Below are 23,341 nucleotides of genomic sequence, written 5' to 3' on the forward strand. Positions count from 1 at the left end.
AGGCGCTCGGCTTCGACGTCAGCTTGATCGAGAAGGCTGCATAGCCCTTCAGTCCACCGACAACTTCACCCGTTCCTGCCGGACCGCGGCCTCGACGCGCGCGCCCAAGTCGGTGCCTGGAGAAGGCATTTCACCCTAGGGTGTTCGCGGGATTGGTGAGGGGCGCAAGGGCGCCTTCATGACCTTCGAGCCGACGAGCGGGCAGCTGCCGCCTGACATTCCGATGCCGCTCAATATGGCGCCCGACTACTCGCCACCTGCTGCCTCATCAGACGGTGGTAGTGGGTCCCAGGCTTCGGGGGGAGAAAAGTAAACCTCCGGAAACTTTACCGTGATTCCTGAGACGCTAGGGGCGTTGCTCCTCTTCGTTCTCTGTGTAGTGCCTGGCATGTTGTTCGAGCTGCTCCGGCAGCACCAACGGCCGCCCTTCGAGCAAACGAGTCTCGAGGAGGCATCACGGATCCTGCTCTGGAGTGTCCTCCTCGACTTAGCTGGTGTCGGCTTTGTCGCTGCGCTGCGCTGGCTAGGCGCGGCTACGTTCGCCAGTCCGGCAGCGATAGCCCGAGATGGCCTCGACGCCTACTGGCGCGGTCACTACTCGGCAGTCGTGTTCACGATTGCTGTGGTCTTGGCAGTTGGTCTCACGATCGCTGCGCTGGTGCACCGATCCCTCAACCGTGCAGACCGAAGAGGCCTCGCTCTTCGGTTCCAACGATGGATCGAGACTCGTCTGGGCCATGTGCTGTACCAACGAATGTCAAACGCGTCGGTGTGGCAGGAAGTGCTCGCCACGTCTCGCCCGGTTGGGGCCGACACGATGGTCACGGTCCTGAAGAAGGATGGAAGCCTCTGGACCGGGCGCGTCGGCGGCTTTACCCCTACGGACCACGAGGATCGCGATCTTGCACTCAAGCATCCGATCTCAGTGCGACGGCCAGGGGCAGCCCAGCCCGAGTCGTTGGCGTCGACGTGGGAACTGGTGGTCATTTCTGGTCGAGAGATCAGTGAGCTGTTCGTCGGGTACGCGTCGAAGCCGACGACTGCAGCCCCGCCGCGAGGAGCCAGTCCCAGCGCGAGTGAGGAGTGAGCCGCGCGCGTTTTCTGACGCGGATCTGACGCGGCAGGGGTGCGAAGCGTGGTCAGTGACGGTCAACAGAGGTCTATTAAAAGCCCAGGTAAATGGCTATTTTGTGGTTCCCGACGAGGTAGCGGCGGCGAGTCGACCTGTAGGCGGGGTTCTGTCCCCGGTTGCCCGGGGGGTGGCCATCCATCTAAGCGGCCTACCTTGGGACATCGGACGGGCAGCCCGTCCCAGCTTTGGCCTTGCTCCGAGTGGGGTTTGCCGAGCCGGCCGGGTCACCCCGACCGCTGGTGCGCTCTTACCGCACCGTTTCACCCTTACCTGTGCCTTTCGGCCATCGGCGGTCTGTTTTCTGTGGCACTTTCCTGCGGGTCACCCCGACTGGCCGTTAGCCAGCACCCTGCCCTGCGGAGCCCCGACCTTCCTCGACACGCCGGCGAACCGACGCGCCGCGACCACCCGGTCGACTCGCCGCCGGGTCCAGTATCGCAGGGCTGGCGGCGGCGGGGACCCGGAGGCTCCCCGCCACTGCGACAGCACACCGTTAGCCTTCGACCGTGGCCTCACCGCCCCCCGAAGAACAGCGCTTCACCTTCGACTACTCGGTCGAGGTGACCGAAACCGAGAGCGACGCGGACGCGAGCGGGGACGAGGCCCGCGAGCTCCTCGCGAGAGTCGAGAAGGTGCACGCCGCGGCGACGCGGCGCGCGGCGCGGCGGACCCACGCCGTCGAGGAGCGCTGGATCGACGCGCTCTTCGCTCCGAGCGACCCGACGGCCCCCCCCGCCGAGAGCGAGGTGCCGGCCGAGCGCCCCCTGCCGCCCCCGGCCGGCGAGCAGAGCGAAGAGGACGAGCCCGAAGAGTCGCTGTCGATCGCCCAGTTCTACCGCCGGGTCCGGCACGCCCTTGAGGGCGCCTTCCCGGACGAGGTCTGGGTCACTGGCGAGATCCGCGGCATGCGCGAGGCGCGTGGCGGTCATCACTACTTCGAGCTCGCCGACCACGGCGCTGAGACGAACGGGCGGGCGGCCCAGCAGCTCGAGGTGGCCTGCTGGGCGCGCGACTGGCCGCCGATCGCCGCGCAGCTGGCGGCGGCGGGTGTCGAGCTCGAGGTCGGCCGCGTGGTGCGCGTGCGCGGCCGCGTCTCGGTCTGGGAGGGAGGCGGCCGCCTCCGCTTCACCCTCACCGGTCTCGACGTCGAGGCGCTGCTCGGGAGCATCGCAGCGGCGCGCCGCCAGCTGCTGAAGACCCTCGAGACCGAGGGCATCCTCGACGCCAACCGCCGCCTTCCCGTCCCGCTCGTGCCGCTACGGATCGGCCTCGTGGCGAGCCCTGGCACCGAGGGTCACCGCGACTTCACCGGTCAGCTCGACCGTTCGGGCTTCGCCTTCGAGGTCCACCTCGAGCCCTCCCTCGTGCAGGGGGCCGACGCGCCGGCGCAGCTCGCCGCGGCGCTGAAGCGCCTCGAGGCGTGGAGCCCCGACCTCGTCGTGGTCGTCCGCGGCGGCGGCGCACGCGGCGACCTCGCCGCCTTCGACGCAGAGGTGGTGGCGCGGGCGATCGCCACCGCGCCCTTCCCGGTCTGGTCGGGCGTCGGCCACACCGGGGACCGCTCGGTCGCCGACGAGGTGGCCAACTTCTCGGCGATCACCCCGACGGCCTGCGGCGAGGCGGTGGTCGCCCGCGTCGCCGCCTACTACGACGAGATGCGCCGCCGGGTCGGCCAGCTCGCCTCGCTTGCGGGCGCCCGCCTCGACGCCGCGAAGGGTCGCCTCGCAGTCCGCACGAACGCGCTCGTGCACTCGACCCACCGCCAGCTCGACCACCGGGAGCGGGCGATCCGCACCGCAGTGGAGGTGCTCCCGACGAGCACCCGCCGGCGCCTCGGCGTCGAGGGGGGCTCGCTCGCGCAGCGTTCAGAGCGTCTCTCGGTCGGGGCGGCGAGACGGCTGACGAGTGATGGCGCTGACCTCGAGCGATGCCGGCAGGTGCTCACCGCCTATGACCCCGAGCGCCAGCTCGGCCGCGGCTGGTCGCTGACGCACACCGCCGCGGGCCGGCTGCTCCGCTCGGTCGGCGAGGTCACGGCCGGCGAGGCGATCGTCACGCGCCTGCAGGACGGCTCGGTGACCTCGGTGGTGAGCCCGCCCACGGCACGCGAGGATGGGCGGCGATGAGCGCGCCCGACTCCGACGCCGTGCCGGAGGGCCGCCCGGTCGGCGAGCTCGGTTACGCGGAGGCCGCGGCGGAGCTCGACACGATCATCGGCGAGCTCGACCAGGGCCTGATCGACGTCGACCGCCTCGAGGTGCGCTTCCGGCGTGCGATCGACATCGTCGAGGACCTCGACCGGCGGATCCGCTCGGCGCGCGAGCGCGTCGACGAGCTGATGCCCCGCCTCGACGCCGTGGGGGGAACGGAAGGCGAGCGGCAGGGCTGAGCCGTGTTACGGCTGCAAGAATCCTCGGGCCGACGGTAGATCCCGCAGGTAGGGCGCTCGGGCCCGGCGTTACCCTGGACCATGGCGCGCTTTTCCCTCCACGCCGTCGGGCAGGACCGTCCAGGGATCGTGGCGGCGGTGACCCAGGCGCTCGCCGACCTCGGCTGCAACCTCGCGGAGTCGCGCATGGCGATCCTGCACGGGCAGTTCGCGATCGTCCTCGTCCTCGAGGCCCCCGGCGTGAGCAGCGGCGTCGCGATCGAGGAGGCGCTCACGCCGGCGATCGAGGAGCTGGGCCTGCAGCTGCTGATCCGACCGATCCCCGACGACGCCCGGCACCCGGACCTCGGGGGCCTCGTCGGCATCTCGATCCGTGGCGCCGACCGCCCCGGGACCGTGGCGCGCGTCGCACGGGCGGTGGCGGAGGCGGGCGGGAACGTCGTCGACCTCGTCGGCCACGTCGCCGGCTCGACGAGCGCCGAGCCGTCGCTGCTCGAGCTCGTGGTCGCGCTCGAGGACCCTGCGGCGCTCCGCGGCCTCGAGGAGGAGCTGATCAGCCTCGCCGCGCAGCTCGAGATGCGCTGCGAGGTCCGCGAGCACGTCGCCCGCCCCACCTGAGGGGGCGGCGCAACCTCAGAACTCGAGCGCGGAGAGAAGCGGGACGGTGCGAAGGGCGCGTTCGCGCGCGTCGAGCCAGCGCCCCCGGTCGGCGCGCCGGCGCGGCTCCACGGCCCTCGGGGCGCCGATCAGGCCGGTGGCCCCGGCGAGTGAGGGGTAGAGGCCGCAGGCGCTCCCGCCGAGGAAGGCCGCGCCGAGGGTCGTCGCCTCGCTCACCGCGGAGACGAGGACCGGCCGGCCAGTCGCGTCGGCGAGCAGCTGCACGAAGGTCGCGTTGGTGCTCATCCCACCGTCGATGCAGAGGTGCTCGATCCGACAGCCACCGTCGGACTCCACGGCCTCGAGGAGGTCGGCGCCGCACTGGGCGATGCCGTCGAGGACGGCGTGCACGATCTCGGCGCGCGTCGTCGACTGGTCGAGGCCGACGAGGGTGCCGCGTGCCCCGAAGTCCCACGCCGGGGTGCCGAGGCCGCCGAAGGCAGGGACGAAGGTCACCCCGCCCGAGTCGCGCACCGAGGCGGCGAGCGCTGAGGAGTCCTCGACCCGCTCGATGAGGCCGAGGCCGTCGCGCAGCCACTCCACGCAGCTCCCGGCGGCGAGGAGGATCGCCTCGATGCCCCACGTGAGCTCCTCGCCGAGGCGCCAGGCGACGATCGGGAAGGTCCCCGCCTCGCCGCGCACCGCGAACGCCGGCCGCTCGCCACCGACGCAGAGGTCGAGCATCCCGCCCGTCCCGAAGGTCGCCTTCGCCGCACCCGGGAGCACGCAGCCCTGGCCGATCAGGCTCGCCTGCTGGTCCCCGACGAGACCGGCGATCGGGGGCGCCCCGGGGAGGGCGCTCGCCTCGCCGAGGAGGGCGCTCGACGCCACGATCGCGGGGAGGAGCGCCTCGTCGAGCCCGAGCGCCGAGAGCACGGCCGGATCCCAACCGCTGCCGTCGCCGGCGAGGAGGCCGGTGACGCCGGCGTTGGACGCGTCAGTGACGTGCAGGGCGCCGCCCGAGAGGTGCCAGGCGATGAAGGTGTCGAGGGTGCCGAAGCGGGGCTCGGAGGCGCCCGCCCCCGCAGCGCCGAGGAGGTAGGCGAGCTTGGTCGCCGACTGGTTGGGTGCGAGGCGGAGCCCCGAGGCGCGCAGCGCCAGGCACTGCCCGACGGTGCGCAGGTCCTGCCAGCCGAGGCCGGGGCCGAGGGGGCGGCCGTCGGCGGCGTCCCAGAGCACCGTCGAGGCGCGCTGGTTGGCGACCGCCACCCCCGCGACTCTCGCACCGGAGAGGGCCTCGCCCGCGACCGCGAGCGCCGCCGCGGCGAGCGCCGCCGGGTCGAACTCGCTCACCCCCGCCGCGGGTCGGCTCGGCGCCGTGCGGCGGTAGCGGACGGCGCCGGGGAGGCCCTCCTCGTCGACGAGGGTGGCGCGCACGCCGGTCGTGCCGACGTCGAGGACGAGGAGGTGCCTCATCGGGTGGGTGACAGCTGCCGCACGGCTTTGTAGCCTGCCACCTGGCCGCTTGATCAGCGCGGCCGAAGGTTTAGAATTAAACCAAACTTCGAACTAGTTCAGATAGCCCTCGCGGGCGAGAAGGAGATGCACGGTGCCGGCACTCAAGGACTCCAAGACCGAATCGAACCTGAAGGAGGCCTTCGCCGGCGAGAGCCAGGCGAACCGGCGCTACCTCTACTTCGCGCAGAAGGCCGACGTCGAGGGCTACCCGGACGTCGCGGCGCTCTTCCGCTCGGTCGCCGAGGGTGAGACCGGCCACGCTTTCGGTCACTTCGACTTCCTGAAGGAGACCGGCGACCCTGTCACGGGCGTCCCCGTCGGCCCCACCGCCGACAACCTGAAGTCGGCGATCGAGGGCGAGACCTACGAGTACACCGAGATGTACCCGGGCTTCGCGAAGACCGCCCGCGAGGAGGGCTTCGAGGAGATCGGCGAGTGGCTCGAGACCCTCGCGCGCGCCGAGAAGAGCCACGCCGGGCGCTTCACCGAGGGCCTGCAGTCCGTCGGCGGCTGAACCGCGAGGGGTATGGGGCGGGGCGAAGGCCCCGCCCCTTGCGCGCGACGCGCGCCCACCGGAGAGACGAGCGGCCGTGAGAGGACCACGATGACCACCACCTACGACCCCCACGACCCGCAGTACCTGGACGAGACGGACCTGCGCGGCGAGCTCGACCGCGTCTACGACCTCTGCCACGGCTGCCGCCTCTGCTTCAACCTCTGCCCGAGCTTCCCGACACTGTTCTCGCTCATCGACGACGTCCACGACGGGGCGGTGCACGACCTCACCCCCGACGAGCAGGACCAGGTCGTCGACGAGTGCTACCAGTGCAAGCTCTGCTACGTGAAGTGCCCCTACGTGCCTCCGCACGAGTGGCAGCTCGACTTCCCGCGCCTCATGATGCGCGCCCACGCGGTCGGCGCGAGCAAGCCGCGGCCCTTCAAGCAGAAGGTCACCGACCAGTTCCTCGGTCGCACCGACCTGCTCGGGCGCCTCTCGAGCACCGCCGCCCCGGTGGTGAACGCGATCACCGGCCGCACCGGCTCGCTCGCCCGCAAGGCGATGCAGGCGACGGTCGGCATCCACGCCGAGCGCCTCCTCCCCCCCTATGCGCGCCAGCGCTTCACGAGCTGGTTCAAGCACCGCGAGCCGGTCGCTGTCGAGTCGCCCCGCGCCGAGGTGAGCGTCTTTCCCACGTGCTTCGTCGAGTACATGGAGCCCGCGATCGGCAAGGACATCGTGGGGGTCCTCGAGCACAACGGCTTCGCCTGCTCGCTCCCGGCGGGCACCCGCTGCTGCGGCGCTCCGTGGCTGCACCAGGGCGAGGTCGCCCAGTTCACCGAGCAGGCCAAGCGCAACGTGGCCGCGCTCGCCGTCGAGGTGCGCGCCGGGCGGGACGTGATCGTCGCCCAGCCGACCTGTGCCTACGTGCTGAAGAAGGACTACCCGATCTACGTCGGCGGCGCCGACGCCGCCCTCGTCGCGGCGCACACCTTCGACCCGGCCGAGTACCTGCTCGCCGCGCACCGCGGCGAGGGCGGCCCCCTCGACACCGACTTCCCCGGCGAGGTGCCCGAGCACGTCGCCTACCACCTCGCCTGCCACCTGCGCGCCCAGAACATCGGGGCGCGGGCGCGCGACCTGCTCGCGCTCGCGGGGATGAAGGTCACCCTCATCGAGCGCTGCTCGGGGATCGACGGGACCTGGGGCTACCGCGCCGAGAACTACGACCTCGCCCGCAAGGTCGCCCGCCCGCTCGCCCGCGAGGTGCAGGCCGCTGGCGCCGACGCCGTCTGCGGCGACTGCCACCTGGCGAACACCGCGATCCGCCAGGAGACCGGGGCCGAGCCGGTGCACCCGATCACCCTCTTCGCCCGCGCCTACGGCCTCCCCGAGTCGTGAGCGCGCCGCTCGTCCTCGGAGACATCGCCGACCTGCGTGCCTACGAGCGCGAGCGGGAGGCCTTCCGCGCCGAGGTGATCGCGCTGAAGCGGCTGCGCCGGGTCGCGATCGGCCCCCTCGTCACAGTCGTGCTCGAGAACCGCACGACCGTTCGCTTCCAGATCCAGGAGATGGCGCGCGCGGAGAAGATGGTCACTGACGAGCAGATCGAGGGCGAGCTGGCGGTCTACAACCCGCTCATCCCGGCCCCCGGCGAGTTGTCGATGACGATGTTCATCGAGCTCACGAGCGAGACGGAGCTGCGCGAGTGGCTGCCCCGCCTCGTCGGCGTCGAGCGCTCGGTGCTGGTGCGCGTCGGGGACGGTGACGACGAGCACGTCGAGGGGGCGCTCCTCGACCCCGACCACGAGCGCCAGCTGACCCGCGACAACGTCACCGCCTCGGTCCACTATGTGCGCGTCGTCCTCCCCGAGGCGCTACGCGCCGGCTTGGTCGAGCACCGCGTGCGCCTCGAGATCGACCATCCCGAGTACCGGCACGCGACCGAGCTCGGCCGAGAGACCAAGGCGTCGATCGCTGCCGACTGGGCGTAGCGGGGGCCGGTCTTTACAGAGGCGCCGCGCTATAGCACAATGTTCAGCTCCGCGTTCAGGGTCAGCCCGACGAGGGCGGGTCATCCTAGTTGACCCTCCCGAAGGGCTGAACCGGCCGGACCATCAATACCGAAAGTGGGATACCTCCGATGAACGCCACCTGGCGCAACCGAGCGGCCTGCCAAGGCCTCGACCCCGACATCTTCTTCCCGTCAGCGGAAGACGACGCCGAGGAGGCCAAGGCGATCTGCGTCACGTGCGCAGTCCGGCAGCTGTGCCTGGAGCACGCGCTGGCGCACCGCGAGCGCGAGGGTGTCTGGGGCGGCCTCACCGAGCGCGAGCGGCGTCGGCTCAGCCGTCAGCGGCGCAAGACGGCCTGATCTCCACCTCCACAAGGCGATGAGCACCGCGGCATTGCTCGACGCGGGCGGGTGGCCGGGGCTGCTCAGCCAGCTCTTCCAGCACGACGACCTGAGCGCCGAGCTCGCCGGCGCGGCCTTCGACGACATCTTGTCGGGGGGCGTGGAGCCGCTGCAGATCGCCGCCTTCCTCGCGGCGCTGCGCACCAAGGGCGAGACCGTCGAGGAGATGGCGGCCTTCGTCCGCGCCATGCGCCGCGCCGGCGAGGTCGTCGTCCTCGACAGGGCGGCGATCGACACCTGTGGGACCGGTGGCGACCGCTCGGGGACGATCAACGTCTCGACGGTGGCCGCGCTCATCTGCGCGGGGGCGGGCGTCGCGGTCTGCAAGCACGGCAACCGGGCGGCCTCCTCGCAGGCCGGCTCGGCCGACGTCCTCGAGGCGCTCGGCGTGGCGATCGACCTCGGCCCCGCCGGCGTCGCCCGCTGCGTCGCGGAGGCGGGGATCGGCTTTTGCCTCGCGCCCCGCTTCCACCCCGCGATGCGCCACGTCGGCCCGGTGCGCAGCGGCCTCGGCGTCGCCACGGTCTTCAACTTCCTCGGGCCGCTCGCCAACCCCGCCGCCGTGCGCCGGCAGGTGGTCGGCGTCGGTGACCCGCGGATGGCGGAGAAGATGCTCGGTGTCCTCGAGGCCAACGGCGCGGAGCACGCGATCGTCTGTTACGGGGAGGACGGCCTCGACGAGCTCTCGACGACCGCCCCCTCGGTGGTGCTCGAGAGCCGCCTCGACGGGGCGGGCGGCCGGGTGCGCGACCGCTACCTCCTCGACGCCCGCGACCTCGGCCTCGCGCACGCCGAGCGCTCCGAGCTCGCGGGCGGCGACCCGGAGCTGAACGCGGCGCGCCTCGTCGCCCTCCTCGGCGGCGAGGAGGGCCCGCAGCGCGACATCGTCTGCCTCAACGCGGCGGCGGCCCTCTACGTCGCCGGTGCGGCCGCCGACCTCGCCGCCGGCGTCGCGCTCGCGCGCGAGTCGCTCGACTCGGGGAGGGCAGCGAGCGCGCTCCACCTGCTCGTCGAGCACTCCCAGGCGGCGCACGCCGCAGCGCTCGCCTGACGCGCCGGACGCGGCAAGGCTGGCCGGGTCCGCGTGACGACGAGGAGCGAGCCGATGACGACCTGTGAGGCGCTGGGGGAGCTGATCGCCGGAGCCCCCGGCGAGCTCGGCGACGGTGCGGAGCACGGGGCGACGCGCGCCCTCGTCGACTGGGCGGCCGCCGTCTACGCCGGCGCCGAGCACCCCGCCCCGCGCGCCCTCGCCGCAGCCCTCGCGTCGGAGGGCGGCGGCCCGGCGACCCTGCTCGGCCGTCGGCGGCGGGCGAGCGAGCGCACCGCGGCGCTCGTGAACGCCACCGCGGCGCACGCCATCGAGGTCGACGACATCTACCGCGACGGCATCTACCACCCTGGCGCGCCGACGATCGCCGCCGCCTTCGCCCTCGCCGAGGCGAGGGGGCTCTCCGGGGCGGCGCTGCTGCGGGCGGTTGCCCTCGGCTACGAGGTCGGCTGTCGCGTCGCGGCGGCGGTCACCCCCGGGCACTACCGCTTCTGGCACACCACCGGTACCGTCGGGACCCTCGGCGCGGCGGCGGCCGGCGCCGCGGCGCTCGGCCTCGGGGCGGCCGAGTCGGCGCACGCGCTCGCCGTCGCGACGACGATGGCCGCCGGCCTGCAGCAGTCCTTCCGCAGCGAGGCGATGGCCAAGCCGCTGCACGCCGGCCACGCCGCGGAGGCGGGGCTGCTCGCCGCGCTCGCCGCCGCGGAGGGCTTCACCGGAGCGCTCGACGTCCTCGAGGGGCCGGCCGGCTTCGCCGCCGCGATGTGCGGGGAGGCCGACTGGAGCGCCGTCGTGGCGCCCCTCGGGGCGCGCCTCGCGGTCGAGGAGGTGACGGTGAAGAACCACACCGGGTGCGGCCACACCTTCGCCCCGGTCGACGCGATGCTCGCGCTGCGAGCCGAGCACGGCCTCGTCCCCGACGAGGTGGCGCGCATCGTCGTCGAGACCGCTGCGACGCCGATCGCGGTCGCCGGCAACCTCACCCCTACGACGCCCTTCGAGGCGAAGTTCTCGATCGCCTACTGCGCGGCGGCGGCGCTCGCGACCGGTGCCGTGCGCATCGATGCCTTCAGCGAGGAGCGCCTCGCGGACCCGGTGCTGCGCGACCTCGTCGGCCGCACCGCCCTCGTCGTCTCGCCCGAGTTCGACGCCCTCTTCCCCCACCAGCGTGCGGCGCGCGTCACGGTGCAGACCACCGGCCGCGGCCCGCTCACCCACGAGGCGCGCACCCGTCGCGGCGACCCCGACGACCCGCTCTCCGACGACGAGCTCTCCGCGAAGTTCAGCGAGCTCGCCGCCGCGTGCCTCGGCGGGGGGGCCGGCGTGACCCTGCAGGGGCTCTGGGCGACCGCCCGCGCCCCCTCGGTCGCGGGCCTGCTCAGCTAGCGGAGGGCTCGGCGGTGAGGCGCGGCCAGAGGCCCTCCGCGCCGCAGTCCGCGGCGAGGGTGCCGAGGCGGCGCGCCCAGTGGCCCTCGCCGCCCCACTCCTGGCGCCAGACCCACAGCCGGCGCGTGAAGTGGTGGAGGGGGTAGTCCCGCGTCATGCCGATCGCGGCGTGCACCTGGTGGGCGTGGGCGGCGACGGCGGTGGCGGCGCGCGAGGCGCTCGCCTTGGCCGCCGCGACCTCGAAGGCGGCCGCTGAGCCGAGCGCCGCGAAGCGCTCGGCGGCGACGCGTGCCGCCATCCCCGCGAGCTCGGCCTCGGCGGCGAGGAGGACGAGGCGGTTGGCGACCGCCTGGAAGCCGGTGATCGGCCGCCCGAACTGCCGCCGCTCGCCGGCGTAGTCGAGGGTCATCGCCGAGACCGCCTCGGCGGCGCCGGCGATGAGCAGCGACCGCGAGAGCGCCCCCCGCAGCTCGAGGTCCGCCGCCGTGCCGGGGGGAGCCTCGGCGACGTGCGCGTCACCGAGGCTCACGTCGTCGAAGCGGAGCGCGTCGCGCGCCTCGCCGGCGAGGTTGCGCCCCGCCTCGACCGCGGCCAGCGCGACCGGCACGAGGAGGACGTGCTCGTCCCCAGCACCCTCGACGACGGCGGCGAGGTGGCTCGCGCGCCCCCCGAAGGGGACCCGCCCGACGCGTCCGGAGAGGCGCCAGCTCCCGGCGCCCCCCGACAGCACGAGGCCGTCGCCGCGGTGGGGGAGGGCGACGCCGAGGGGACCCGGAGGGAGGGTCATCCCGGCGGTGGCGACGAGGGAGCCCCCGAGCAGCGTGCACTCTGCGAGGGGGAGGGGGACGGCGTGGCGGCCGGCGAGGCGGCAGAGCGTCGCCGCCTCGGCGATGCCCCCGCCCGCGCCACCGGCGCGCTCGTCGACGGAGAGCTGGGTGAAGCCCGACTCCTCGAGGAGGACGAAGAGCTCGGCGGCGAAGCCCTCCTCCTCGGCGCGCCGGCGGACCTCCGGGCCGCACCGCTCGGCGAAGAGGCGCTCGAGGCTCTCCTCGAGGAGGTCGCTCACCGGCCCTCCCGGAGCGCCCGTGCCGCGACGCTGCGCAGGATCTCGGTCGTCCCGCCGCGCACGGTGTAGGAGGGGGCGATCGCGACCGCCTGCGCGAGGAGCGACTCGAGGAGCGAGGCCGAGGTCGGGTCGGGGTCCTCCTCGACCAGCTCCTGCACGGTGGCGACGACCTCCTGCTCGAAGTTGGTGCCGAGGTCCTTCGCGATCGAGGTCGCGGCCGTCGAGGGGTGCCCCTCCTGCAGGGAGCGGGCGACCGAGAGCGAGCACTGGCGGATCGCGAACAGCCGCGCCGCCAGGCGGCCGAGGGCCTCGGCGACGGCCGCTGGCGGCTCGGGGCCGACCCGCTCACGGACGTAGGCGGCGAGCAGCTGGTAGCTCGAGAGGTAGCGGTCGGGGCCCATCCGCTCGAAGGAGAGCTCGGAGGTGACCTGCTGCCAGCCCATCCCGACCTCGCCGAGGACGAGCCCGTCGGGGACGAAGACGTCGGTCATCGCCACCTCGTTGAAGTGGTGGCTGCCGTCGAGGAAGTGGATCGGGTTGACCGCCACGCCGGGCGACGCGAGGTCGACGATGAGCTGGGAGAGGCCGTCGTGGCGCTCCTCGCCCGGGGGAGAGGTCCGGCAGAGGACGGTGAAGAAATGGTTGCGGTGGGCGTTGCTCGTCCAGATCTTCGTGCCGTTCACGAGCCAGCCGCCATCGGCGCGTGTCGCCGTGGTGCGCACCGCGGCGAGATCCGAGCCGGCGTCGGGCTCGGACATCCCGATCGAGAAGTAGCACTCGCCGCGCATGATCGGGCCGAGGAAGCGCTCCCGCTGCTCGTCGGTGCCGAAGGCGGCCAGCGTCGGCGCCGTCTGGCGATCCGCCACCCAGTGCGCGGCGACCGGCGCGCCGGCGGCGAGCAGCTCCTCGGCGACGATGAAGCGGTCGACGGGGCTGCGCCCGGGGCCCCCGTGCTCGGAGGGCACCGCCATGCCGACCCAGCCCCTGGCGGCGACGGCGCGGGAGAACTCGGGGGAGTGCACGGCGTTCATCCCCAGGCTCGGGCGGAAGCTGCCGGGGGGCAGCGTCTCGGCGAGGAAGGCGCGGACCTCGTCACGAAGGCGCTGCTCGGCGGGGGTGAGGGTCACCGGCTGGAAGCGCACCGGGTCAACCTACCGAGCCGAGCGGGGCGCACGGAGCGGCGCGTAGCCGCGACGCTCTCAGCCGGTGGGCCTCACCAGTCGAGGCGGGCCGCGCGGCGCGCCAGGCGGCGCCGCCCGCGCACCGCGCCCTTGGCGAGGAAGTGGCGGAGGAGCGCGGCGGTGGAGCGGGCGTCGCCGAGCGCGGTGTGCGCGCCGCGGTGCGCGACCCCCGTCGCGCGGCAGCAGCCGAGGAGGGTGCGCGGCCGCTCGAGCCCGGCGGACTCGGCGATCGCCCGCGTGCACAGGCTGGCGCGGCGGAGGTCTGGGAGGCGCCGCCCCGCGCGGCGGAACTCGGCGGCGAGGTGGGCGAGGTCGAAGCCGACCACGTGGCCGACGACGACGCGGCCGCGCAGCCGGTCGACGATGTCGGGGAGGAGGTCCGAGAAGCTCGGTGCGCCGCGCAGCATCGGCTCCGCGATGTGGTGGATCTCGCTCGCGCCGACGTGGCCCTCGATGCGCACCAGGCTCGACCACTCGTCGCGCACGACCCCGGCCGCGTCGAGCTCGACGATCGCGCACTCGACGATCGCCGACGCGTCGGCGTCGAGGCCGGTCGTCTCGAGGTCGATCACCGCGTAGTGCGCCGGCCTCCCGCGGGCGAGCAACGGGCTCGCGAACACCCCCACGACCGTGACGATAGGGCGACGGTGTGACGATCCAGCGGACCCCCGGCTCAGCAGGGCACCGGGTCGAACGCCGCGGCGCTCGCCGGCAGCGGGGGAGACGACGCGCTCCCGAAGGCGAGGAAGGCCGAGAGCACCGCGCGGTCCTTCGCCGTGGCGGGGCGCGCCGCCGCGCCGTTGGCCGTCGCGCTCGTGGGGAGGACCGTCGCCCGCGCCGCGCCCGCACCCGCGGCGAGCGCGCGGCCGAGCTCGTAGAGGGCGCTCTCGGTGATCGAGGGGTCGACGACGAGGCTGGCGGGCAGCGCGCCGAGGGTCGCGAAGAGCCCCCCCGGGCTCGTCGTCAGCCCGCCGAGGCGCGCGGACAGCGCCGCGAAGACACCGTTGGCGCGCGCCGCGGCGCTCGACGCGCCCCCCTCGTCGTTCTGCCAGCCGCCCGCCTGGCGGTCGTAGTAGAGGAGGTTACGGCTCGCGAGCAGCGCCGCGGCCTGCTCACCGTCGAGGCGCACGCAGCCGGTGGCGTCGACGCTCAGCCCGGCGTTGGTGTCGTGGAGGGCGTAGGGGACGTGCAGCGACAGTCCGCCGAGCGCGGCCACGAGGCCCGGCAGCGCGCCGAGGTCGACCGCGACGTAGTCGCTGAGTGGGAGGTGGAAGTCGCGCTCGACGGTCTGCAGCAGGGTCTCGGGGCCCGACTCGAGGACTCGGTCGATCGTCTGGGCGGGGAGGGTGGCGCGTCCGTGGGAGGGCTGGACGACGGTGTCGGTCGGGATCGACAGCAGCGCCATCTCCCCGCTGCTCGGCACGATGCGCGCGACGATCACCGCCTCCGCCCGCGCGCCGCCGGCCGTCGTCGCCGTGGGGGAGGCCTCGGGCACGGCGCCGACGAAGAGCACGTCGAACGGCCTCCCCGCGACGCGCGGCGTGAGCCCGGCGAGGCGGGGCTTCGCGATCTGGTCGAAGCGCCAGCGGGCGTAGCCGACGTAGAACGCGCTCGAGAGGAGCGCGACGACGAGCAGGAGGGCGAGGCCGCTGAGCAGCGGCCGGAGCCACTTCAGGTTGCGGTCGCCACGGGAGCGGTAACGCTCGAGGCGGACCGCACCGCCGCCGGCGAGTCTGCGATGCGGGGGCCGGGGCATGGATCGCGGGCGACGACCACGCACGGCGCTGGAGGTTACCGCTCTACGCGGTCGTGGGCTCGCCCCTCACCGTTCGATCACAATTCTTTGGGCGATCGCCAACAACGAGCGGCAAGGATGGAAGTCCACAAGTGCCGCCCGCGAGGTGCCGGCGGCAAAGGGACCAGCGGGTCCGGGGAGACAAGAGTGCGCGGCAGATGACCGGCAGCAGGGTGCGCAGGGTGGTGACGGGGGGCGCGGCAGCGCTCCTGTGCGCCGCGCTCGCGCTGCCCGCCGCCTCCGCGGCCGTGCGCGTCAAGGTCCTCCCCGCGCCGACAGCGGACTACTCCGCGCCCTTCCTTCCGGCGACGATGCCCCTCGCCACGGCGACGGCGTGGATCACGAGCGCCCTCTCGGCGCGCGCCACCGCGCTCACGACCCTCAGTGGGGCGATCTCCGGGTCGGCCAGCCTCCCCGTCTCGGACCGCAGCACCTTGAGCAGCACCGTCGCGACCGACGCGAGCGCCGTCTCCGCCCTCGAGCAGAAGGTGCCCACCGAGACGACGATCGCCGCGTTGCGCGGCGACGTGCAGGCGATGGTCGGTGCGCACATCCTCCTCCTCGTCACCCCCGTGGTGAACGAGGTGATCGCCGCGGACGGCGACCTTGCTAGCGCGAAGGCGCTCCGTCGGCAGTCGGCGGCGCTCGGCGCGGCGATCACCGCCGCCGGGCAGAAGCGCTCGACGGCGCGGCTGAACGCCGATCACCGGGATCTCGACAACCGGCTGAACGCGGTGACGGCCGACGTCGGGAACCTCCCCGCGACGCTGCTCGCGTTGCAGCCGCAGGACTTCCCGGCGACCCAGCCGAGCACCTGGCAGGGCAACGGCGCGCTCGCCCGCGCCGACCGCGCCCTCAGCACCGCGAACAGCGACGTGGCGAACATCGTGCGGCTGCTCGCGCACCCCGCCCGGACGGCCTCGGTCCGCACCGCGGCCTGACGGGTTCAGCCGCGCCCGGCGAAGCGAGCGAGGCGCTGCCGCACGCGCCCCCCGTCCGCCTCCGGAGGTTCTTTCGCCCCGAGGATGAGCCGCAGGCGCAGCGCGCCGAGGAGTGATTCGACGCTCCGGCGGGCGACGCCACTGCGAGGAGGGCGCCGCTCGACGACCGTCGCCGGCAGCTCCCGCACGACGAGGCCGCCGCGGGTGGCCCGGGTCACGAGCTCCACGTCGAAGAGGCTCCCCCGCAGCTTGCACTCGTCGACGACGCCACGGAGCTCTTCGCGTCGCAGCACCTTCATCCCGTGCGCGTCGCTCACCTCGAGGTCGAGGAGGAGGTGGAGCGTCGTCGTGAACCCCGCGGTGAGCAGGCGACGGTGCAGCGGCCGACGGTCCGTGGCGCCGACGGCCCGCTTGCTCGCCAGCACCGCGCCGACCGACTCGTCGCCGAGGATCGCGAGCGCGTCGTCCAGGAACGCGAGGTCGTAGTAGTCGACGTCGAAGTTCACGACGAAGCGGCCGCGCGCCGCCCGGAAACCCGCGGCGAGCGCGGCGCCGTAGTCGCCGACGGGGAGGTGAAGGACGCGCACGTGCCCGAGCTGCGCCGCCAGCATGCGGCCGAGACGGAGCGTCCCGTCGCGCGAGCCGTTCTCCACGATCAGGATCTCGTAGCTCGCCCCCCGCTCCTCGAGGCCGGTGACGAGGTTGGTGACCGTCGAGCCGAGGAGGGTGATCTCGTTGTGGCTCGGGAGGACGAAGGAGAGATCGGGGGGCGCTTCGTCTGCCGGTGGGCGGCTCACCCGTCGTCCCTCGCCTCGCCGTCACCCGGGGCGGCGTCGGCGGGGAGGCCGAAGTCGAAGTCGTGGCCGTCGGGGACCCGGCCGGGGCCCGGCTCGCCGGGCTCGGCTCCCCCCGCCGCCGGCTCCTCGATGAGGAGCGTCGTCGGCGGCACGTACGGGTGGCTCAGCAGCATCACGCCGCCGAGGCCGAGGGCCGTGCCGAGGCGTCCGAGCCAGTCGATCGTCGTCGTCCCGTAGGAGAGCACGACGTGGTGCGAGGTCGGCACGACGACCATCAGGTTCGGCGTCGCGAGGTAGGGACCGGTCGCGCCGCTCGCCTGCCAGTTCGGGAAGTAGGGGATCCGCACGTCGACGGGGACGCCGGTGCGGGTGACATCAAAGGCGATCGTCGAGTCGGTGGTGACGACGTCGCTGACGGTCGTCTTCGGGAGCGGTGGCTCGGCGTTGGCGCCGAGGAGGGTGCCGGCGTCCTCGCGCCGCCAGCCGGCCGGGCCGGTCGTGACGACCGGCACCGCCCAGTCGGCCGGCGTCTGGTACCAGTCCTGGGCCGTCTGGTCCCAGGCGGCCTTGCTCAGCCCGCTCTCGACGATCGGCTGCTCGGTGAGCGGGGCGACGATGGGGGAGTCCTTGATGAGGAAGAGCTCCCAGCGGGGCGGGCTCGCAGGCGTGGTCGCCTTGGTCGAGGTCTCGACGACGTCGGCCGAGGCCGGGGTCGAGGCGACGAGCTGCAGATCGGGGTCGGCCTCGGCCTCGACCTCCACCTCGGCGGAGTTGGCGAGGAAGTACTTCACCCCCTGCAGCTGCAGGTGGTGGATGCCGTCGGTGACGTTGAGGCCCTGATAGGGGAGGCCCGGCACGGGGTTCGAGGCGTCGATCGACAGCTCGGACTGGTCGAGGAAGTGGAAGTGGTTCGTGGTCGAGGACTCGTAGTAGAGGCCCTCCTCGGAGTCGATGCAGCCTCCCGTCCAGTAGGGGAAGGCCATCTCGACGAGCGTCGACCCGAAGACGTTGCTCGCGTTGGCGGTGTACTCGTAGTCCAGGCGGCCGCAGCCGTGCTGTTTGGCGGCGCTGAGCAGCATCGCGAGCACCGACTGGTACTGGTGCCAGCCGGGCTTGGCCTCGTAGCCCGAGTAGTTCCAGCTGACCCACCCGCTGAGGAAGCTCTGGCTCGTCTGGGGGGTGCGCACGAGCGGCAGCACGCCGAGGTAGCCGGCCACCACCGAGACGGTGAGGAGGCCGGTGAAGACGGGCGTCACCCATTCGTGGGAGCGCCCGAAGACGGGGGCGCTGAAGGCGAGGCGGCCGAGCTCCCCGACCGCGTAGGCGGCGACGAGGGCCGTCGCAAGGAACCAGAACGGCAGCCATCGGCCGTTGTAGATGGTTCCCGCGGGGAAGACGCAGAAGGCGAGCGCGGAGGCGGCCGCGAGCACCGAGAGGACGAGGGCGACGCGCTCGCGCCGCCAGATCGCGAGCCCGAGGCCGACGCCCGCGAGGAGCTGCACGGCGAGCTCGCCGCTCGGGGGGAAGAGGGTGCCGAGCGGGTCGCCGACGCGCTGGTAGCCCATCGAGGAGGAGTAACGGATGTCGGCGGCGAAGCGGAAGAGCCAGAACGCGGGGAGCAGGGCGCCGACCACTCCGACGCCGAGCAGGACACGCAGACCGGCGCGCCGATCACTCGAGGCGAGCCACAGCCCGACCGCGCCCGCTGCCGCGAAGAGCGCCGGGACGACGTGGGAGAGCACCGTGCAGCCGAAGAGCAGCGCCGCCAGCCATCGCAGGCGCCCCGTCTGCAGGCTCCGTGCGAAGACGCCGAGGAAGGCGAGAGCGAAGGTGAGGGCGAGGGTGAAGGAGAACTCGCCGGCGAGCGTGGAGGCGAGGTTGCCGCCGTCGATCGAGTACGAGGCGTTGAAGATGAAGGCGAGGGTCGCCACCGAGATGAGGGCCGGGATCGGTCGGGCGAAGCCGGCCAGGCGGCCGAAGGCGTAGCCGACCGCCGGGAGGAGGATCGTCCCGAGCACGGTCACGATCTTGAAGGCGACGGTGAAGGAGAGGATCGGCGCGAGCGCGGCGATCACGACGGCGGGGAGCGGGAAGTAGAAGACGTAGAGGGGGAAGCCGCCCCACCACTGGGGGTCCCAGCCCGACAGCTGGCCACGGGGGATGAGGTGGTGGATGAGGTAGAAGGAGGCGACGATGTGCGCCGCGGTGTCGCCGCCGACGTCGGTGCTCGGACCGAGGATCAGCCCTGGCCGCAGCTGTGCGATGACGAAGACCGTCGAACCGATCACACAGAGGGCGGTCGCGACGCGAGCCAGCGCGTCGCCCGACAGGGCACGCCGCCGCGGTGGCGGTGCGACGCCGCCGGGGGGCTCCTCGGCCGCCCAGGGACGGTCAATCCCCAGGTCGGAGAGGGTTTGCACGCGGCGATCCTACCGGCCGAGTCTCGCCCGGCGGCATCGCCGTCGGGCACCGCCGGGAGGGCCGGGTGCTAGCGTTGCCGCCCATCGGGCCGTTGGCGCAGTCTGGTAGCGCACTTGCATGACACGCAAGGGGTCACAGGTTCAAGTCCTGTACGGCCCACCGAGGGGAGCAGGTCAGGGGCCTGGCCTGCTCCCGAGGCAGCGGCCCGGTGAACGTCGCGAGCCAAACCGCGAGCCCAAGGAAACCATCGTGGACGTCGACGGTGCGATCGCGAAGCTCGAGGAGTACTACGAGTTCTGGCGGGCTGCGCAGTGCGCGGCCGGCTCGCCCATCGAGGGTCACCCTTTTCGATCATCGGCCGAACGGGAATCCCGCAGACGTCGGGGTACAACGCCTGCTGCAGGGCGACCATTGCCCCGAAGAGGCGATTGTTGCGAGCAAGGGCCGCCGCTGCGATCTCTCGCGGCATGAACTGTTGGTCGTCGCGAGATGACAGGTAACCGATGGAACGGTCGACGGCGGTTTTGAGCTGAATTACGTCCTCGAGCGAACTCGCGTCTGACAATCGACGACTCTCCCTCGATCGAGCTGCGGTCGACGGATTCGTCGAGCTCAACCCGGCCGACCTCCACGCCATCGAGGTCTGCTCGAAAGTGTCAGCCACTACTCCGGCACCCCGACGCTCGGCGATGGTGGCGGCCACCTTCCAGCTGTACGGCGACGCGCGACGACCCTCCACCCGCTACCGCGATCTCGTCGATCTCGTCGCAATCGCCACCACCGCGTCACCTGATGCGGAGGCCGTCGGGAGGGCAATCAGGCCGGAGTTCGAGCGCCGGGGGCTCGGGGCGGCTACCGAGTTCGTCATCCCGGATGAGTCGCTCTGGCGCCCTGGCTACGAGGCGGAGGCCAACAAGTCGCTCCTGCCCCGAGCGCACACACTCGACGAAGCGCTCTCGATCGTGAAGCCCTTCCTCGACCCCGTCTTTGCCGGTGACGCGACCGGCACCTGGGACCCCGTCAACCTCAGCTGGGGGCGGTAAGCAGGCGTCAATTCAGCGGGATCCGGGCAGCGTGGCAGCTCGGGTTGCGTGCGCGTTGTTAGCGGCTCGGACTGCCGTGGGCGCTGGAATCATCCCTGAGGGTCTACGGGCGCTACATCGGTGATGGTCGCCTGCCGTGGCCGCAGTGCAGAGCACGACTCCGGGCAAAGTCCAGGCGGCGACCAAAAAGTATCGACAGGGTCGGAACGACGAGCTCGAGGATGAGGTGCACAAGGTCGTTCTTGACCTCGGCTTTCCGTGTCGGCAGGGCGCAGAGACGCCCAGCGAGATCGGCCTGGATCACCTCACCGGCGAGATCGACACGATCCTTGCCGATCCGAGCACGGAGACGATCTGGATCCTCGAGGTTAAGGACCCTCAGGAGTCCTTCTCACCGCGTCAGATCTCCGACGACATCGACGACTTTCTCGGAGATCGCAAAGATTATGCCCCCAAGCTCTTCACGACCGTTGGGGAACTTGCCCGGTTCCTCACCGAGGTGACCGCCGACGACTGCGAGAGTCAGCTCTCAACGTAACTAGTGCCGTGACCGCCAACGTCTGACGGGTTCGCGTCCACCACTCCGCGACCCGAGTCGCGCAGACTTCTGCGATGGCCGAACGTGTGGTGGTGCGGGAGATCTCCGGTCCCGAAGGCAACAAGCTCCTCGGCATCGTCCGACGGGGTTCGGGGTCGGTCGTGCGGTGGCGAAGAGCCCAGATCGTGCTGTGGTCCGCGCAAGGGATGGACGTGCCGGCGATCGCGAAGATCGCCTTCACCTCTGAGGACCGCGTCCGCGAGGTGATCCACAACTTCAACGCCGACGGGTTCGATGCCTTGGCACCGAAGTACTCCGGTGGTCGGCCGGCGAAGTTCACCCTGCCGGAACGACAGGAGATCAAGAAGGTCGCGCTCTCGAGACCGGTCGACAAGGGACTGCCGTTCTCGACCTGGTCGCTGTCGAAGTTGGCCGAGTACCTGGTGGCTGAGGGAGTGATCGACGACATCAGCCACGAGGGTCTCCGGACCCTGCTCCGGGAGGAAGGCGTCACCTTTCAGGTGATCAAGACGTGGAAGGCCTCGAACGACCCCGACTTCGAGGAGAAGAAGAACCGCATCCTCGAGCTCTACGCGATCGCCGATGGCAAAGCGCCAGCTGGCGATGGTGATCCGGGTGTCGTCATCTGCTTCGACGAGTTCGGACCGCTCAACCTCCAGCCCCACCCCGGCAAGCAGTGGGCGCCGTCGGCCGTGGGCAAAGGGACGACCGACGCTCCGCGACGCCGTCGGCGTCGCGCCACCTACACACGGCCGAACGGCGTCCGGCACCTGATGGCCGGATACGACCTGTCGACGAACAAGCTCTATGGCCACGTCACGGCTCACAAGGGCAGAACCGAGTTCCTCGCGTTCTGCCGTTACTTGCGCTCACTCCACCCGCCCGAGGTGCGGATCGCGATCGTCCTCGACAACTTCAGCCCGCACCGCACGACCAAGACCGACGGTCGGGTCGGGATCTGGGCAGCGGCAAACAACGTCGAACTCGCCTACACACCGACCTACTCGTCGTGGCTGAACCGCATCGAGGCGCAGTTCCAGGCACTGCGGTACTTCTGCCTCGACGGCACCGATCACCCGTCACACAAAGAGCAGGCCTCGATGATCCGCCGCTACATCATCTGGCGGAACCGCAACGCTCACGACAAAGCACTCCGTGAATTGGTGAACCGCGCAAACGTTGCCTGACACGGCACTAGCGAGAGCCGCGCCGACCGACCGAGTTCCACGATCGAGATCAGACCAGATACATCACCCGCTGGCAGTGCTGCTGGCCAGCACAGGAATGCAGTCACCATCGACGCTTGGCTGGGCCTCAAAGCGCTCGTTTTCGGCATCGTTCCTGTCGTCGTTACGGCCGTGTCAGTACCGCGTTGGTTCGCGAGTGGGACATCGTCCGCGAGACGAATGGAGACCAGCCTGCGATGAAGCCTTGTTCCGAGTCGTTGCACATCCATGTGCCTTGTCTCGACTTCAGCAACGACTTCAGCAACGACGTTAGATTTCTATTGATCTCCGCAGACGGCTACGGAACGGCAGCGCAGGTCAGAGGTTCTCCGTGGATCTCTCTGGACCCCAACAGACGGTTCCGAGGGAGATGACACGCAAGGGGCCACAGGTTCAAGTCCTGTACGGCCCACCCGAGAAGCCCCTGGTCTGCGATTCGCTGGCCGGGGTCGTGTTCGCTTCTGTCGGTCCGGAGCGCCGAAGGCCTTGCCGCGGCGGTGACCCGACAGCGGTGACCCGACAGGTGATGTGACCCTACGCGGGCTCCGCGAGCGCGAGCGTGAACCACACGAGCTTGCCCGGCCTCCCGGCAGCGCGGATCACGCCCCAGTCGTCGGCGAGGAGTTCAACGATGCGTATCCCCCGACCACCCGGCTTCGTGGTCCGCATCGGTTGCAGTACCGGCGCGTCGACTCCGTGGTCGGAGACTTCGATCCGTAGCGTCCGCTGCGTGTGGTCGACCTGCACGGCGAAGGGTGCCGAGGTGTAGAGCACGCAGTTGGTGGCGAGCTCTGAGACCATCAGGCACGTCTCTTCGACGGCCTCCTCTTCGACACCGCTGAGCACCTCGGAGACGAAGCGACGAGCGCTCCCGATCTCCTCGAGATCGTTGGGAAAGGTCCGGGTCGTCCTCACGAGGCGAGGTGCAGCAGCTCGGTGAGGCCGGTGATTGCGATGACCTTGCGCACGATACGCGTCGGGTTGCGCACTTCGACCGGACAGGGACCGGTGGCCAGCTCGACGAGCAGCGCGATCGCCGCACTGTCGAGGAAGCGGAGCTCGGTGAGTTCGAACACGACGCGCTCCGGCGCTGGGGAGATGACCGGATCGATGGCCTGACGAAAGCCGTCCAGGTTCGATGAGTCGAGCTCGCCGCTCACATAGACGACGGGGATGCCTGCCGCATCGGTCTCGATGCGCACGCTGAGTTCAGTGCCGGGCGGCTTCGCGCCGGCGACGCCTATTCGTGGATCCACTGCGTCCTCGATATCTCGGCCTCGTTCGAGCTGGCGGCGTTAGCTCTAGATGACGTCGACACGCGGAC

At 71.8% G+C, this 23,341-nt stretch carries 23 protein-coding genes, 1 tRNA gene and 1 other RNA gene; 15 read left to right on the top strand and 10 right to left on the bottom strand.

The annotated features are described in order from the left end of the window. Nucleotides 1-331 precede the first annotated feature (331 nt). Nucleotides 332-1,087, top strand: a complete 756-nt coding sequence (locus VNF07_02160; protein ID HVB05037.1) for a DUF6338 family protein — start codon at nt 332-334, stop codon at nt 1,085-1,087. Between the two features lie 124 nt (nt 1,088-1,211). On the opposite strand, the gene rnpB is transcribed toward VNF07_02160, so the two are convergent. Further along, an RNA gene (gene rnpB / locus VNF07_02165) (RNase P RNA component class A) lies at nt 1,212-1,552 on the bottom strand. An 86-nt stretch (nt 1,553-1,638) separates the two neighbouring features. Here rnpB and xseA point away from each other — a divergent pair. The 3 genes from xseA to VNF07_02180 all read left to right on the top strand — a co-directional run bounded on the left by xseA (nt 1,639) and on the right by VNF07_02180 (nt 4,139). Continuing rightward, nucleotides 1,639-3,258 (top strand): exodeoxyribonuclease VII large subunit, encoded by a 1,620-nt coding sequence (gene xseA / locus VNF07_02170; protein ID HVB05038.1) that lies wholly within the window; start codon nt 1,639-1,641, stop codon nt 3,256-3,258. Beyond that, nucleotides 3,255-3,521, top strand: coding sequence for a hypothetical protein (locus VNF07_02175; GenBank protein HVB05039.1), 267 nt, complete (start codon nt 3,255-3,257; stop codon nt 3,519-3,521). Before xseA ends, VNF07_02175 begins: the two co-directional genes overlap by 4 nt. An 81-nt stretch (nt 3,522-3,602) precedes the next feature. Beyond that, entirely contained in the window at nt 3,603-4,139 is a 537-nt protein-coding gene (locus VNF07_02180; GenBank protein HVB05040.1) for an ACT domain-containing protein, read from the top strand. A 15-nt stretch (nt 4,140-4,154) separates the two neighbouring features. Here the strand turns inward: VNF07_02180 and VNF07_02185 are convergent, their stop codons facing one another. Beyond that, nucleotides 4,155-5,594, bottom strand: coding sequence for an FGGY-family carbohydrate kinase (locus VNF07_02185; protein HVB05041.1), 1,440 nt, complete (start codon nt 5,592-5,594; stop codon nt 4,155-4,157). A gap of 133 nt (nt 5,595-5,727) precedes the next feature. On the opposite strand from VNF07_02185, the gene VNF07_02190 reads away from it, so the two are divergent. From VNF07_02190 to VNF07_02215, 6 genes are all read left to right on the top strand, one after another. After that, a complete protein-coding gene (locus tag VNF07_02190) occupies nt 5,728-6,150 on the top strand; it encodes a rubrerythrin family protein (GenBank protein ID HVB05042.1) in 423 nt (140 codons plus the stop codon). Between the two features lie 90 nt (nt 6,151-6,240). Next, entirely contained in the window at nt 6,241-7,536 is a 1,296-nt protein-coding gene (locus tag VNF07_02195) for a heterodisulfide reductase-related iron-sulfur binding cluster (GenBank protein HVB05043.1), read from the top strand. Beyond that, nucleotides 7,533-8,129, top strand: a complete 597-nt coding sequence (locus VNF07_02200) for a DUF3501 family protein (protein ID HVB05044.1) — start codon at nt 7,533-7,535, stop codon at nt 8,127-8,129. The genes VNF07_02195 and VNF07_02200 overlap by 4 nt, the downstream gene beginning before the upstream one ends. A gap of 149 nt (nt 8,130-8,278) precedes the next feature. Then, a complete protein-coding gene (locus VNF07_02205; protein HVB05045.1) occupies nt 8,279-8,509 on the top strand; it encodes a WhiB family transcriptional regulator in 231 nt (76 codons plus the stop codon). 19 nt (nt 8,510-8,528) lie between these two features. After that, entirely contained in the window at nt 8,529-9,602 is a 1,074-nt protein-coding gene (trpD, locus tag VNF07_02210) for an anthranilate phosphoribosyltransferase (GenBank protein HVB05046.1), read from the top strand. Nucleotides 9,603-9,656: 54 nt separating this feature from the next. Continuing rightward, nucleotides 9,657-10,988, top strand: coding sequence for an MmgE/PrpD family protein (locus VNF07_02215; GenBank protein ID HVB05047.1), 1,332 nt, complete (start codon nt 9,657-9,659; stop codon nt 10,986-10,988). On the opposite strand, the gene VNF07_02220 is transcribed toward VNF07_02215, so the two are convergent. The 4 genes from VNF07_02220 to VNF07_02235 form a co-directional block, all read right to left on the bottom strand. Further along, nucleotides 10,981-12,054, bottom strand: coding sequence for an acyl-CoA dehydrogenase family protein (locus VNF07_02220; GenBank protein HVB05048.1), 1,074 nt, complete (start codon nt 12,052-12,054; stop codon nt 10,981-10,983). The genes VNF07_02215 and VNF07_02220 overlap by 8 nt on opposite strands. Next, nucleotides 12,051-13,196 (bottom strand): acyl-CoA dehydrogenase family protein, encoded by a 1,146-nt coding sequence (locus tag VNF07_02225; GenBank protein HVB05049.1) that lies wholly within the window; start codon nt 13,194-13,196, stop codon nt 12,051-12,053. Before VNF07_02225 ends, VNF07_02220 begins: the two co-directional genes overlap by 4 nt. Before the next feature lie 71 nt (nt 13,197-13,267). Continuing rightward, nucleotides 13,268-13,861, bottom strand: a complete 594-nt coding sequence (locus VNF07_02230) for a 3'-5' exonuclease (GenBank protein HVB05050.1) — start codon at nt 13,859-13,861, stop codon at nt 13,268-13,270. 47 nt (nt 13,862-13,908) lie between these two features. Continuing rightward, on the bottom strand, nt 13,909-14,991 hold the full coding sequence (locus tag VNF07_02235) for an LCP family protein (GenBank protein ID HVB05051.1): 1,083 nt from the start codon (nt 14,989-14,991) through the stop codon (nt 13,909-13,911). 197 nt (nt 14,992-15,188) lie between these two features. On the opposite strand from VNF07_02235, the gene VNF07_02240 reads away from it, so the two are divergent. Continuing rightward, nucleotides 15,189-15,971 (top strand): hypothetical protein, encoded by a 783-nt coding sequence (locus VNF07_02240; protein HVB05052.1) that lies wholly within the window; start codon nt 15,189-15,191, stop codon nt 15,969-15,971. Between the two features lie 5 nt (nt 15,972-15,976). On the opposite strand, the gene VNF07_02245 is transcribed toward VNF07_02240, so the two are convergent. Next, on the bottom strand, nt 15,977-16,768 hold the full coding sequence (locus tag VNF07_02245; GenBank protein ID HVB05053.1) for a glycosyltransferase: 792 nt from the start codon (nt 16,766-16,768) through the stop codon (nt 15,977-15,979). Beyond that, nucleotides 16,765-19,188, bottom strand: a complete 2,424-nt coding sequence (locus VNF07_02250) for a hypothetical protein (protein ID HVB05054.1) — start codon at nt 19,186-19,188, stop codon at nt 16,765-16,767. The genes VNF07_02245 and VNF07_02250 overlap by 4 nt, the downstream gene beginning before the upstream one ends. An 86-nt stretch (nt 19,189-19,274) precedes the next feature. Between VNF07_02250 and VNF07_02255 the strand changes: the two genes are divergently transcribed. The 4 genes from VNF07_02255 (at nt 19,275) to VNF07_02270 (ending at nt 21,978) form a co-directional block, all read left to right on the top strand. Then, nucleotides 19,275-19,348, top strand: a tRNA-Val gene (locus VNF07_02255). A 533-nt stretch (nt 19,349-19,881) separates the two neighbouring features. Further along, nucleotides 19,882-20,232, top strand: a complete 351-nt coding sequence (locus tag VNF07_02260) for a nucleotidyl transferase AbiEii/AbiGii toxin family protein (GenBank protein ID HVB05055.1) — start codon at nt 19,882-19,884, stop codon at nt 20,230-20,232. A 136-nt stretch (nt 20,233-20,368) separates the two neighbouring features. Next, nucleotides 20,369-20,770 carry a hypothetical protein gene (locus VNF07_02265; protein HVB05056.1) on the top strand — a complete coding sequence of 134 codons (402 nt, stop codon included), beginning with the start codon at nt 20,369-20,371 and terminating at the stop codon, nt 20,768-20,770. 74 nt (nt 20,771-20,844) lie between these two features. Then, complete coding sequence (locus VNF07_02270) at nt 20,845-21,978, top strand: IS630 family transposase (GenBank protein ID HVB05057.1); 1,134 nt, start codon at nt 20,845-20,847, stop codon at nt 21,976-21,978. Nucleotides 21,979-22,551: 573 nt separating this feature from the next. On the opposite strand, the gene VNF07_02275 is transcribed toward VNF07_02270, so the two are convergent. Beyond that, nucleotides 22,552-22,932 (bottom strand): ATP-binding protein, encoded by a 381-nt coding sequence (locus VNF07_02275; GenBank protein ID HVB05058.1) that lies wholly within the window; start codon nt 22,930-22,932, stop codon nt 22,552-22,554. Continuing rightward, nucleotides 22,929-23,219: an STAS domain-containing protein gene (locus tag VNF07_02280; GenBank protein ID HVB05059.1), complete on the bottom strand. Its 291-nt coding sequence runs from the start codon at nt 23,217-23,219 to the stop codon at nt 22,929-22,931. Before VNF07_02280 ends, VNF07_02275 begins: the two co-directional genes overlap by 4 nt. Between the last annotated feature and the right edge of the window lie 122 nt (nt 23,220-23,341).

The sequence above is a fragment of the Acidimicrobiales bacterium genome (genome assembly GCA_035533595.1).
In the GTDB taxonomy this organism is placed as follows: Bacteria; Actinomycetota; Acidimicrobiia; order Acidimicrobiales; family Bog-793; genus DATLTN01.

What these genes read in the sequence shown, in the direction of transcription:
- VNF07_02175 (HVB05039.1), top strand. Translation starts at nt 3,255, where the DNA reads ATGAGCGCGCCCGACTCCGACGCCGTGCCGGAGGGCCGCCCGGTCGGC.
- VNF07_02180 (HVB05040.1), top strand. Translation starts at nt 3,603, where the DNA reads ATGGCGCGCTTTTCCCTCCACGCCGTCGGGCAGGACCGTCCAGGGATC.
- VNF07_02185 (HVB05041.1), bottom strand. Translation starts at nt 5,594, where the DNA reads ATGAGGCACCTCCTCGTCCTCGACGTCGGCACGACCGGCGTGCGCGCC.
- VNF07_02195 (HVB05043.1), top strand. Translation starts at nt 6,241, where the DNA reads ATGACCACCACCTACGACCCCCACGACCCGCAGTACCTGGACGAGACG.
- VNF07_02205 (HVB05045.1), top strand. Translation starts at nt 8,279, where the DNA reads ATGAACGCCACCTGGCGCAACCGAGCGGCCTGCCAAGGCCTCGACCCC.
- trpD (HVB05046.1), top strand. Translation starts at nt 8,529, where the DNA reads ATGAGCACCGCGGCATTGCTCGACGCGGGCGGGTGGCCGGGGCTGCTC.
- VNF07_02215 (HVB05047.1), top strand. Translation starts at nt 9,657, where the DNA reads ATGACGACCTGTGAGGCGCTGGGGGAGCTGATCGCCGGAGCCCCCGGC.
- VNF07_02235 (HVB05051.1), bottom strand. Translation starts at nt 14,991, where the DNA reads ATGCCCCGGCCCCCGCATCGCAGACTCGCCGGCGGCGGTGCGGTCCGC.
- VNF07_02240 (HVB05052.1), top strand. Translation starts at nt 15,189, where the DNA reads ATGACCGGCAGCAGGGTGCGCAGGGTGGTGACGGGGGGCGCGGCAGCG.
- VNF07_02270 (HVB05057.1), top strand. Translation starts at nt 20,845, where the DNA reads ATGGCCGAACGTGTGGTGGTGCGGGAGATCTCCGGTCCCGAAGGCAAC.